This is a genomic window from Desulfuromonadaceae bacterium (assembly GCA_019429445.1).
GTDB lineage: Bacteria > Desulfobacterota > Desulfuromonadia > Desulfuromonadales > JAHYIW01 > JAHYIW01.
Genome location: JAHYIW010000004.1, coordinates 90,534 through 104,197 on the forward strand (window position 1 = coordinate 90,534; position 13,664 = coordinate 104,197).

At 58.9% G+C, this 13,664-nt stretch carries 3 protein-coding genes; 1 reads left to right on the forward strand and 2 read right to left on the reverse strand.

The genetic code is table 11. From position 1 onward, the window contains the following. Positions 1–30 precede the first annotated feature (30 nt). Complete coding sequence (locus K0A93_02470) at positions 31–11,397, forward strand: CxxxxCH/CxxCH domain-containing protein (GenBank protein ID MBW6510970.1); 11,367 nt, start codon at positions 31–33, stop codon at positions 11,395–11,397. 176 nt (positions 11,398–11,573) lie between these two features. Here K0A93_02470 and K0A93_02475 read toward each other — a convergent pair whose 3' ends face one another. Both K0A93_02475 and K0A93_02480 read right to left on the reverse strand, forming a co-directional pair. Further along, positions 11,574–12,707 carry a DUF362 domain-containing protein gene (locus tag K0A93_02475; protein ID MBW6510971.1) on the reverse strand — a complete coding sequence of 378 codons (1,134 nt, stop codon included), beginning with the start codon at positions 12,705–12,707 and terminating at the stop codon, positions 11,574–11,576. Beyond that, the gene (locus K0A93_02480; GenBank protein ID MBW6510972.1) at positions 12,704–13,546 is read right to left on the reverse strand and encodes an alpha/beta fold hydrolase; all 843 of its coding nucleotides are present in this window, start codon (positions 13,544–13,546) and stop codon (positions 12,704–12,706) included. The genes K0A93_02475 and K0A93_02480 overlap by 4 nt, the downstream gene beginning before the upstream one ends. Positions 13,547–13,664: the final 118 nt, after the last annotated feature.

Consider the following 13,664-nt stretch of genomic DNA (forward strand, 5'->3'; position numbering starts at 1 on the left):
CATCTGACTGCCTGAAATCGGAGCGCAATGATGAAAAAAAATTGCATTTTAAAGTTAACTGTCCTGCTGCTGACGCTACTTTTCCCGGTATTTGTCAACGCGGCGCAGACGCATTTAATGGGATGCACAAATTGCCACAAGGCGGGTGCAAATTTTGCGAGCTTCGATGGAAATGCCTGTGTTCTCTGTCACACGAGCGGCAGTCAGGCCACCTTTAATGATAGTCTTGCTCATCCAGTCAAAGGATATTTTGAGGCCGGGGATGCCAGCGATGCAATCCAGACAGCCACGGTGGTGCATGGTGCAATACCAGGCAAGGAAATATCGCACATGTGGCAGCGTATGAATGGCTCTAATGTGCCGGATGTTGGCGCGCAGGAGCCGACGACTTATGCACGGCAGTTTAATGGCCGCTATGGAATCACACGTGGCAGGTTGCTTTGTTTCCGTTGTCACGATCCTCATGCCGACGCAACAACAAAGGCATCGCTGTTAAAAGTCCCGGTCGACGCTGATCAAATTTGCAGCGATTGTCACCTGCCCTGGTATCAGAATAATGCCAATGCATTATTAACCCACCCGGTTGGAAGTGGCGTCAGCTATAATTCCGCCGCTGCGGATGCGACAAAATTCAACGCATCGATTACCAATGTCAATAATGGCGATATCAGAAAGGTGGCCGGCTTTGTCTCCTGCACGTCGTGTCATGGTGTGCATTCGGTCGATTCAAATTCAGCCACGGTTGACGGCTATACCAACTATACTTCGCTCAGTGGTGACGGTCATCTGCTCCGTTCTGACGGACCGCGCGATTTAGCGGCTGTGACCGAGGCTAACTTTACCCAGGCTGAAGCGCAGAAAAAATCGAACCTGTGCCAGGCCTGTCACGTTTACAAGCTGCACGGTAAGGTTGACGATGGCGCTGCGGATCGTTTTCTTGGTTGCCTCGATTGCCACAGCGGCCACTCCTACAACAATAATGACCCGTACTATTTTGTTTTGCGCAAAAACTCCTATAATCCGATTAGCAACAGCAGCGTCAGTTTTACCGGCTACAATTTTGGCGGCTTCGATTATATCTACAACAACCCCGCTATTTTCGGTCTGCTCAATCGCACCGAAGTGTGGAAAGACAATTCAAACTTAACCGCGTTGGGCTACTGTGAAACCTGTCATGGTGAAGCCGAAGCGATCCCCAAGGGGGCGTTGTTTCACTCATCGACCGACGATTGCGCGACCTGTCACCTGCATAACAGCACGGGCTGGGCGTACAGCTTTCAGAACGATGCCAGCGCGGCAACCTGTGGTGATTGTCACGGGTTCCCACCCTATATCAATGATCGCGGTGATCGCACCGGTTCCGGGGTTGATGGCGGCTACGCTTATATTTCAGCGGCATGGAACTATGCGCACACCAGTGTGACCTACTTTAAAGATGAATCAACAACCCCGCACAACGCCCACGCGGCAGGGGGAACGACTCAAGGCGCAACCTCGGACTATATCTTCGGCAACGGCGTCTATGCCTGTGAGCCGTGTCACGAAAACTTTATTCCGACCCATCAGCAAGAGTCGACCTTGCCGTATACGACCGGGTTCAGAAATATAAATTTTTACGCAAATGTTGACCAGGCGGGGGCAACGTACGATAGCGGAACAAATAAGTGTTCGGCCCTTTACTGCCACAGTAACGGGGCGCCAAGAACGGGTGACGGGCCGACGCGCAACTATGCGGTCGGTACCGTGACGACCCCGGCGTGGGCCAATGGCAAGGGCACCATTATTGGCAAGACCAACCCGACCCATGAATGCGCATTTTGCCATGGCAATACCGCGGCGACAATGAACACCAAAGGGAACTCGGCCGCGCACGCCAAACACCTCGACAGATATGGTAACGATTGCTCCATTTGTCACAATCAAACGGCTGTCAACAGTACAACGCTGGCCAGCGGCGCAAATCGCATTGACCTGCTCAGCCCGGCATCTGGTGGCAAGCACGTCAATACCCTGTACGATATCGTCTACAAGACCAGCGGGTCTGTCCTTTATAATGCGCTGGGAACAAATGCTCTTGGCGTAAATTACGATGCAACAACCGGAACCTGCTCGGTCTACTGCCACGACCCGGCGGATTTGGGCACGACCGCTGACTGGGATGCTGGCGTCGGCGGCGCCGCCTGCGGCAGCTGCCACGGCGTGACCTCGGCAACGTTGACGACGAATTCCCATGCAATACACATCGACCCGGCTGGCGCCAACATCAGTTGTGATGCATGCCACGGTGCCGGAGCCAGCACGGCTGTACACAGCGGCCATGTTGACGGCGTGGTCACGCAATTGACCGTCGCAGCATCTTGCGATCTATGTCATGGCGTTGAGGGCGCTGATACCTCACCGATCTGGGGGAACAGCGGCAGCATCGATTGCCTTACCTGCCATACCGGTGCCAGTGTGACCAGCTACACCGATGCTTCGGCGGCTACGGTCACTGCTCCGGCTAAAACGATGGCCGATATCAGCGGACACAACCGCCCGACCGCCAGTGATGCTTACCCGGTCACCGGCAGTCCTGCTGCAAACAAAACCTGCACCACCTGTCACCTGACTGCAATCAACGCTGATCACGTCGGTGGTGCCGCAACCAAGTTGTTGCAAGTGGCCTTCACGTGTGAAGACTGCCACACCGCCGCCGGTTCACGTAGTGCCGAAGCGACGCTGCGCGTGCAGACCCATTCCAATATGGAAGTTGCCTACACCGGACAGAAACGGCTCGACTTTGCGGCTCTTTGCACTGCATGTCACGATCCGCATGGCGCGGGAAGCAACATCGCGATGATCGCCGAAGTCAAAGCTGATTTCCTCGGTAGCGTCGTCCTCTACAATGTAACCGGGGCCGACTCGTTTGATGAAGCAGATGCGGCCAACGGTGACGACATCTGCGCGACCTGCCACACCGCAACGGTGCATAACAACCGGACCGCCAGTGGTACCCACCATGAAGGTGAAAACTGCCTGACCTGCCACGGTCATAACGGTGTCAATGGCGGGTTCATGCCGACCGGCGGCACCGCCTGCAACGATTGCCACGGTAATCCGCCGACCGCCAGCGATGATCGTCCGGCGGGGAAGGCCGGCGTACACGCAGCACACGTTAATGTCGCTACCCATGAAGAATCAGAAGATAAATTTGATTGTGACGTCTGCCACCCCGGCGCCGCGACATTTACCTTGGCGCACAGTGATGCGAGCGTCAGTCTGGCGGCTGGCATTACCAACGGAACCTGCGCCAGTGCTTGTCACTATTCCGGTAATGATGGCGTCGGCCCCTTGATAGACGATGGCTACTGGACCGACAGTAATGGTTTGAACTGCGACTCCTGCCACTACTGGAGCGCCACCCCGACCAGTGCTGGCAATGTTGCCAGCGGCAATCGCGAGGCGATCAGCGCCACCCACAACAAGCACTTTGACAAAGGGAAACTCTGCGTCAACTGTCATACCAACAATGAGACCGATACCGTGGCGCCGCGTATCCATATCACCGACCACGAAGCTTGGGCCCTCAATGTGACCAATGATGGGACAATCCTGACTGATCGCGGCAACGCGACTCAGGACGAAGCGACGGTTGATTTCACCCTGGCGACCACCAAGTACGCTAGCTGGAATGACGAAACCAACTCCTGTGGCACCGCCACGGCGAACAGCGGCCTCGGCTGCCATGCGACCGGTTCCCCGACATGGGGCGGCTCGGCCCTGGCCTGTATCGACTGCCATACCGACAAGAGCAGCAGTGCCGTCAATCCAACATCTGGTCTGCACAGCGTCACTCCGCTGGTCTCCGGCATCCAGCACGACGAAAGCTTCTTCTACAACAGCGGCGTAAGTACCGGCAACTGCGAAACCTGCCATACCTCCGTGCCGTCGAGCGGGCATCAGGACGGTGTGATGGACGCCACCCGCGGCACCGCCGGCAATCTCAAGATCACCTTCGCTGCCACCATCAGCTATACGGACGACGTGGCACCGACTTGCGCCCCGAGTCTGACCGGCTGTCACTACGAGCAGCCGACCAAGACGGCCGATTGGAAGCGCAAGTGGCACGAAGGTGCCGCCAACGCCACAGCGTCCTGTGCTGGATGTCACGGTGACTGGGTCAACGGCTGGAACACTAACGTTCAGCACCATACCAATGCCAAGGCCCAGTCGACCCACGGGACCAAGGCCGGCAAGACCTACGAGTGCATGGATTGCCATGCCCTTGAAGCGGCCGCAGCCGTCTATCCGTTCACCATCGGCAGCAACGACTGGAAACCGGCTGATGCCGCGGCGACCACCTTGCACGGCAACGGCGTCATCAACGTCAACATCACCGGCACCGGTTTCGTCCGGGTCAGCACCCTCTCCGGTTGCCCGGACTGCCACACCAACTGGCAGACCGATGGTAAACATGCCTACGACGTCACCGAGTGGACGCTGACCACGATCGCTGGTGATGCCCCGACCGTGACCTGCGCCACCTGCCACGGTGGTCTGACCGTTGGTACCAATGCCGCCAACTATTGGCCGGACAAGGTCGGCAACGACGCCACCGAGGACAATGGCGGGCGCCACCTGATCCACATGACTAGGTTGGCCCAGGCCAAGTACGGCGAGACCATCACCGCACTGCTGACCGACAACGCCAACGGCACGGCCGACGCCAAGCAGAAATATCTGTGCGCCTACTGCCATACGGCACCAGGGAGTGATTTCGACCATGGCGATACCGCTGCTCTGCCGGCTGAGGTCTTCGTCTCCAACGCAGTACGCTCCTCCAAGACCATGTGGGATACCGCCGACAGTGACGCCACTTACACCAGCGGAAACTGCAGCAGCGTCGAGTGCCATAACGGCAAGGCGACCGCCACGACCGCGACTTTCGATTGGTACGGAACAGGGACACAGAATTGTGCCCTCTGCCATAATGATATCACCGTGACCACCGCCGACACCACCGGTGCCACCCACGACGCCCACGTCGGCACACCGATCACTGCCTTCGGCAAGGTGATCGGCTGCGCCAGCTGCCACGGTGGCAACCCGACCTGGTCGCCATACGTTGTGCCGAGCAGCGGCCATATCAACGGCGCCTTCGCTGTCTCTGGCGGCAGTGTCACGGTCAGCTACACCGGCACCTACACCAACGCCGCCACCCGTACGGTCGGGACTTGCGGCACCAACCTTTGCCACAACAACGGCAAGAACGCCGCCACCCCGGTCTACACCTGGCAGACGGCGATTGCTGGCTGCGCGGCCTGCCATGCCACCAGCTCAACCCTCGGTTCGTCGCACGATCCGCATATGAACGCCAGCTTCGCCACTACCTTCGGGCGCGCCGTGGTCGGCTGCGAAGAGTGCCATGACGCGGTGAGTGCATCGAGCATGAGCGGCAAGACCGCCCATATGGATGGCAGTGTCACCCTCAAAGCTGGTATCACCTATACCGGCACCCCGGCGACGCTGACGGTGGGTGGCACCAATACTTATGGAACCTGCTCGGCCAGTCTCTGCCACCAGAACGGCAAGGGCGCTAACGTCGCCTCACCAGCCTGGAACCGCACCGTCAGCAGCACCGACAACTGCACTATCTGTCACAACGACGGTTCCGGTGCGCCGCAACCGGCCACTGGTCGCCACGCCAAGCACGTCACTAACGCCGCTTATGTCACCTCAAGCTGTGGTAGCTGCCATGCCAATGCCACCGCCACGACCATTGGCGGAACTACGCATATCAATGCGACCGCTAACACCGGCGTGTCGATCACCGTTCATACGGCAGGAACGGCTGGCTGCGCCAACAACTGCCACCTGGTCAATGAAGCGACCAGCGGCGATTGGCTCGACAGCAACCTTCTGGCCTGTCTCGAATGCCATGTCACTGGCAAGGTCGGTGCCGCCCTGCTGCCGACGTCCGGCCTGCACGCCGTCACCCCGCGCGTCAGTGGCAAGAAGCATGACGCCACCCTCCATGCCAGCGGTTGCGAGGCCTGCCACACCACCATTCGTACCCAGACAACGACCCACATCAAGGGAAGTGTTGTCGCCGACGGTGCCAGTAACACCGACCGCGGTCTCTTTGCAGCCTACACCGATGCGGCGACCGGATCCTGCATGGGCACCGGGGTCAACCTGGCGGCTGGCTGCCACCGCGACAATGGTGACTGGGGCCGCAAGTGGGCCACCACCGTTGTAAACAGCGACGGTGCCGAGTGTGGCAACTGCCACGGTGGCATCGGTGTTGGCTACGCTGCTGCTACGTGGGTCGCGGGGATCGCTCCTGATCACATTATCGATCGTGATGGCGACACGAACCCGGAAGTCATGACCAGCCACTCGGTCTGCAAGTCATGCCACGGCTTCAACGGGGCCGCCGACAAGGACGACAACTACGTTCTGACCAATCTCTGGAACCAGGGCGGTGCCGACACCTCGATGCACGGTAACAGCAAGATCACCATGAACGGTGGCACCAACTACAACGAGACCAACTGGGGGTGCGATAACGCCGGTTGCCATGGCGGTGCCTCGACCCTACACAAGCTGGCAGATTCTGCCTGGATCGTCGAACTCGGCTCCTTCGCCGCCGGCGGCTCCTGCTACGGCTGCCACGGTAACGGCTCCAGCCAATACTGGCCGGATGGCACGGTTTATCCTGACCGCGCAGGGGTTCATGTTGAGCACATTGCGGCGATTGTTGAGCATATGGCAGGGGGAGATACCCTGGCCAATCGCAATGCCACCTGTATCTACTGTCACCCAGGTGGTGTTCACTCCGGCGATCAGTCAGCCGCTCCGGCCGATGTCAGCAACACCGATACCAACAACGATGGTGTCGCCGATCTTAACATTGCCGCCAAGATGAAGAAGATCGTCGGCGCGGCTGATGACAATAGTGGATTCTATCGTTCCACTCCGCAGACCTGCTCCACCGTCGCCTGTCATGCCAATGCGCCGTTCACGCCGCACTGGTACACCGATACCGTGGCTCCGGGCGATGTCACGCTGACTGCGGCAGCCGGGCCGGTACCGCGTTCGATCAAACTGACCTGGACTGCTGTTGGCGACGACGGTACACTGGACGGAACCGCTTACAAATATGACATCCGTATGGGCACAACCTCGGCCATTGCCACCAACTTTGGATTAACGACCAACCATGTCCAGGGCGTGCCGACTGTCAAGCGCATGGGCGCCGCGCAGGAAGCGATTATTCATGGGGTCGATCCAAGCACCACTTACTATTTTGCCCTGCGCACCTACGACGTCACCGGCAACTTCGGTGGCACCGCCAACGGTGGCGGTTACATCAGCTACGCCGTTCCCGCCAGCGCCGACACCACGCCGCCGGTGCTGACCGGATCACCGACATGGTACGGTCTCGATTCGGCCAAGGCGCTCGACGCTGCCGGCACGGTTGCCCTCAGCTGGACCCGCGCCGAAGATCACTCGATGCCGATCACCTACGATATCTGGTGGAGTACCGCTACGATTACTTATGGTGCGCCGCAGGCCAGCACCGGTGATACTCATTTCCGGGTCACCGGTTTGACCGATGGTCAGACCTACAACTTTGCAGTACGCGCCAGGGACGCCTACGGCAATACCGATACCAACACCATTGTCCTCCAGGCGATTCCGCAGGGTCTGTCCACGGTGCCGAAGGCCGATGTCAATTACTACGCCAATGGCACGGCCACAACCAATATTCCAATGCTGGCGACCGTGCATACCACCAACGGCACAACCGGTACGCTGCCCGCAGTCTTTATCGGGCCGACAACGTTCGCGGCAACAACCGATATTTTTGCCAGCGGTTTCAGCCTTAATATCGTGAACTCCAACGCCGTGACGACGCTGCGCGCCGAGCTCGGGTACATCACTGGCGCCAGCACTTTCAACTCCTTCTCCACGGCGCTCTGGGCCAGTGACCAGACTGTTGCCAAACGGGCGACGCGTCTGGTGACCTTCAAGTTCAACGGAGCCCAGCGACAAATAACGGCGGCGATGAATGCCAAACTCGGTGTCCGGGTCAGCGTCACTGCCGGGGCCGTCACCAGTATCGGTTGGGGCCCCACCAGCAAGGGGGGGATCCTCTCCTTCGCCACCCAACCGATCAATACGTCACCGACCGCACCGACGGTGAGTAGTACGGTTTCCGGTGCCAATGCCAGTATCTGGTGGGCGGCATCGACAGACACCGTGGATGGTGTGGCCGACACGGTTCACTACGATGTTTACGGTTCCGCCAACGGTGGTGCCGATGGCTTCCCCTACATTATTGCGACCGGGTTGACGACCAACGCCACTGTCGATACTCCGCTGGTCTGGGATACCCAGGCGGCCGGGATTGCTCTGGCCGGCGCGGTGAGTAATGTCCAGGTGCGCGTCGAGGCCGGTGATGTGATTAACGGCAAGGTGCTCTCGCATACCGCGGCGACCTCATCGAACCTCGCTGTCAACAACTCCGGCGATAATGTCGCTCCGGGGGCGATTGCCCACTTCAAGGCCGAAACCCGACCGAAACAGGGTTCGGTCTACCTCAGCTGGACCGCTCCGGGCGATGATGGTGCCAACAATGGCCGCGCCGCCGCCTATGATATCCGCCTGGCAGATGCGATCATTGACACCGGGATCAAGTACAACGCGGCGACGCAGCTCGATTCCGAGCCTTACCCCGACTTTGGCGGTAACGGTCAAGGGTATGAGGTTCTTGATCTGGCCGCTGGCAGCTATTACTTCGCCATCAAGGCACTTGATGAAGGGGGTAACGCTTCACCGCTCGCCTACACTGCGGCGACAGTCGACGCCGGGCCGAAGTGTGGCATCTGCCACTCAACGCCGCCGGATGAAACAGCGACTATCGGCAACCACGCCAGACATGGTTACACGATTGCCGAGTGTGCCAATTGTCACGGCAGCGAGGCAGCAAGCTTTACCACTTCCCACCAGGATGGTGTCATCAAGCTGGGGTGGAAGACCGCGTCGCCGGTGGTCGCCACCACCTATAACTCCGGCTATATCTATACCTATAACTCACTCGTCATCTATAAAGATGCCGACGGTTCCGGCGGGTTCAATGCCACCGGGGACAATATGGATGACGGCTCCTGTGGTAACTGGAGTACGCTCAATGTCAGCGGTTGTCACGGTCCGGCGGTTTCTGCCACCTGGTCTGTCGATGCCACGCTGTCGTGCAGTGCCTGTCACGGTGACAACAGTCGCGTCTTTGATCAATACAGTCACTCCTTCGATGATCCGAGCGACGATGTCAAGGCGGCACCGCCGGTCGATAACCATGGTTATGACGGTACCGGTGCGACCGAAGCCGAACGCAAATATGTTGGCGCGCACGTTGCGCACATCAACTCATCGTTCCGCATGAGCAAGGGGGATTCTTGCCGCCTCTGCCACGGCGCATCACGACCGGGCAATTCAATCCATGCCGACGGGATTATTGATGTCGATCTCGATCTCGCTGCCGCCGGGGCAAGCGCTGTATGGACAGAAGGGACTCCGACGACCGCCGGAAGCTGTTCCAGCATGTCTCCTGAGTCCTGCCATCCGTCAACAGCGACACCCACATGGGACAGTGCCGCGGTCTTTTACTGCACGAATTGTCACGGCATGGGCGGGAATACACCGAGTCACGTCACCGATCCGAACAAGTTGATTGCTGACCCGAATAATGATCCGCAAACCGGTGATCCGATGCCGGGGAACTGTACCTGGTGTCATGTCGGCGGCCATCCCAAGGATAAAAAGGTTATCGCCATCACCAACGCCAGCCCGGCGGTCGTGACCACCGAGCACGGCCACAACCTGGCCGGGGGAGAGAAGGTGTCGATTCACACCACAACCGGCATGACCGAGATTAACAATCATACCTACAATACTGCCGTGATCAACGCCACGCAATTCAGTCTGGTGGGCTCTGATACGACCGGATACGGCACGTTCGATAACGGCTCATGGATCGAAGGAAACGGTACCGGCATCATTCTGATTCCCAACGACAGCCGTGTCGGGATTAACTACCTTTCCGGCGGGGTTCATCTCAAGGCCAATATTGGCGCACGTGGTGAGGTCAGCAGCGAAGCGGAGCTGTGCTGGAGCTGTCACACCCCCAACAGTATCTCCGAGTGGGGGGCCGACGATGGCGCGACCAATACCGTCACCGATCCCGGCAACGGCAATGTGTATAATTTCGGGACCCTCAACCAAGCGAACTGGATCGGTGCCACCTGGACCAGCGGGACGACCGGCACCTACGGTTTCAGCTACAAGACCGGCACCATCCGGTCCACGCATTCCACCGATGCAACCGGTACCTCGGCCCTGACCGGATCGGCATATGCATACACCAACGGCGGCGTCGATGCGGTTGGCAAGATCCATTGCAGTAATTGTCACGACGTCCACAACAGCAACACATCTCCATTGGCCGGCGACAACCTCGATCCGACCGGTCCGCCGTACCTGCGTGGCACCTGGAAGAGCAATCCTTACAAGGAGGACGGTGCGCCACAGGCGGGGCAAACCTACACTGCGCAGATTACAGCTGGCAGCCCCGGCTACGGTTATGGTGCTGTGCCACGGGCCAACCCGAGTACCACTCAGGAGATGGGTGGTTACTGGATTGACCAGAACAGTGGCAACCCGACATCTGGCTGGACCTATGAATCTTCCGCCGCCCTCTGTCAACTGTGTCACAGCACGTCGGTTAACGATCTTGACCAGACAACCGGCGAGAATCTTTGGATCAGCGCCACCAACGGTCACGCCAACTCGGTTCTTGGCGGTTCCGGCGAAGGCGCGGCGAACATCTTCCTTCAGGGTGTGGCCGGTGGCCGCAACGGGACTATCGGTGCCCTGGGTGGCTCCGCCGGAATCAATCCGAATGTTGGCGGGTGGATGGGCTTCCAAAATACCAGCGACAGCACAAAGGCGACTTATGGATATGGACCTCGCTCTACTGATGGTGGATATCTGGCACCACTTCAAACCCCGACCAAGGTTACGACGCCTAATCTGACTTTTGCCTGGGGGAATAGCGTCGATGCCACGACAGTGGAGAGCGGTTATCATCAGTTCTCCTGCTCCAAGTGTCACAACCCACATGCCTCGCGTCTGCCGAAATTGATGATCACCAACTGTCTCGACGTAACTCATAACACCTGGGAGGATGATTACTCAGGGAATGCAGCCTGGTCGTCTTTCGGTACAACGACTTCCTCATGGGGCACCACGAAACTCTCGCATCTCTCGACGGCGCAGAACTGTCACCGGATGATTGATCTTAACGGAGACAATACCCCGGATGAAAAAGGCTGGAACAAGGTGACACCGTGGTAAAAGACGGGTTGAATAACCCTTTAAACAAGGAGGCAACATCATGAAAAAGTATCTGAAGCCAAAAGTAGTAGGGAGCAGCAACGTTCATCCCTGCTGAACTGAAAACAGAGCATAACGACAAAGGGCCGGGAGATTTCCGGCCCTTTGTCGTTATAGATGCGACCTTTTCAAGAGGTTCAGCGCAGCAGCTGGTGCAGTTTCAAGAGCACCCCTTGCTGCGTTTCCAGCGCTTGGTGCGGGCACAATTCCTGGCAGCAGAAGCAGCGGATGCAGCGCGCATAGTCTATTTTCAGTCGCTGGTCAACGATGGTCATTGCCTGCGGCGGACAGTGCGCGACGCACAGGCCGCAGCGGATACAACGCGGGTGATTCGGGCGGGGGCGCGCGGTGAGGGCGTTTCGCAGTGGACGCCGCAAAAAACCGGGCAGGCCGAAGTTGACATCAGTGCTTTTGGGCGGTCGAAATGACGGCGGGCGAAGTGTCGCGAGCGGTGTGCCGAGCAGTTCGATTTCACTCAGGCTGGTCAGGGGGCGACCGGTTTCGCGCGCCAATTTTTGGGTCCAGACCTGTGGTATGTGCATGCCAACCAGTTCCGTCGCTACCGTATCGACGGCGATCGGACTTCTCCCCGCGAGGACAGCTCCGAGGTGGACCGGATCGCCGCCGCCGGGGCCGTCCCCCTCCATGGCGGTGATGGCATCGACGATCGTCAGTGCCGGGGCGACGCGTTCCGCCAACTCCAGCAGCATCAGCGCGAAGAACGCCTTGTCGGTCCCGGCCTGCAAGTGTAACTGCGGTTTGCGCATCCCGACAATGGCACCGAAGAGGTTCTTGACCGCGCAGGTCAGCCCCATCATCTGGTGGGTTTTCAGCTTGGGCAGGTTGATGATGACATCGGCGTCAAGGATGTCCCGGGCAATTTCGAGCTGATGGAAGGTGCCGGAGCGAATGTACACCGGCACTGATTCGGCAAAAGGCGCGAAGGTTGCGCCGGTCTCTTCGATCACCGCCATGATGCCGCATTTTTCGGCAACACTGTGCGCTTTGCCGACGCCGGGTGAATCGCCGACCGACACGATTCCGCCCGCGGCCTGAACCTGGCGGATAACGGCAAAGACAATTTCGGGATGGGTGGTGACGGCCCGTTCCGGTTCCTTGCCAGAGAGCATATTCGGTTTGAGCAGCACTTTTTGACCGGGGGTGACAAATGCGGCAATGCCGCCGAGCGGTTGCAGCAGGGTGGCCATTGCGTGTTCGACCGTTAAGCGCCGATAATCAGCAGCGCCAAGGAGGCTGACGCGATGACTCATCCGGTGGGTGTCTGCCCGCGCAGGGCGGCGACCACGGCATTGAGCGCACGGGGGTGGAAGAGCAGGGTGTTGTGACCGACGCCGACCAGGGGCACTTCGGTGGCGGTGGCGAGCCGGGCATTGGTCGGCGGGAGTACCAGATTGTCGTGCTGTGAGTAAATGTTGGTGACGACCGTTTCCGCCGCCGGGGGCGATTGATTCAAGCGCTGCAGAAACGTGCTGCCGGGCATGATGGTGCGCGCCAGGCGGGTGACCGCGAAGGGGATCATCCGCGAGCCGGAGTTTGGCGCGCCAAGCAACACGCACCGCGCCACGCGTGATGAACCGCCGCGCAGGCGAATATAGTTGCGCGCGATGATGCCGCCCATCGAGTGCCCGACCAGATGAACTTTATCCACATCGTGAGACAGGCGTAACCGGTCGACCTTTCTGCTCACCTGCTCGGTCAGCGTTTCGATGTCCCGCCACGGGGGCAGATTGATCACATGAACCGACTTGAAGCCGCACAGTCGCAGCCACAGGCGCGCCCACAGCCAGCAGGCATGATTTTGAAAAAGTCCGTGGAGTAAGATCACCGGAGTTTCCCGGTACGGACGCGACGCGGGATTGAGCGGGCGGAACCAGCCGATCGGCTGACTGAGAACGCAGATGAGCAGGCACAGATACTCCTGAACCATAAGCATCACCGCCAGCCACAGCCGCTGCGGGCTGAACCGTTCGTCCAGCAAGCGGGGATCGGCATTGGCTGCCTCATACCAGGCCAGGGCAAAAGAAACCACCACCGGAATGGCCACGCCGGCGGCAACAACTTGAATGTAGATAATCAACCAGTTCATCATCTCATAACCTCTACAAACTTGATGCACTCGCAAAAAATAATGAGATGGCTAAGCAAAAATTTCGGTAACTATTCAGCTACCCGTCCAAGGGTCGTCATCCCCGAGTGATCCTGTCGGG

What these genes read in the sequence shown, in the direction of transcription:
- K0A93_02480 (MBW6510972.1), bottom strand. Translation starts at nt 13,546, where the DNA reads ATGATGAACTGGTTGATTATCTACATTCAAGTTGTTGCCGCCGGCGTG.
- K0A93_02470 (MBW6510970.1), top strand. Translation starts at nt 31, where the DNA reads ATGAAAAAAAATTGCATTTTAAAGTTAACTGTCCTGCTGCTGACGCTA.
- K0A93_02475 (MBW6510971.1), bottom strand. Translation starts at nt 12,707, where the DNA reads ATGAGTCATCGCGTCAGCCTCCTTGGCGCTGCTGATTATCGGCGCTTA.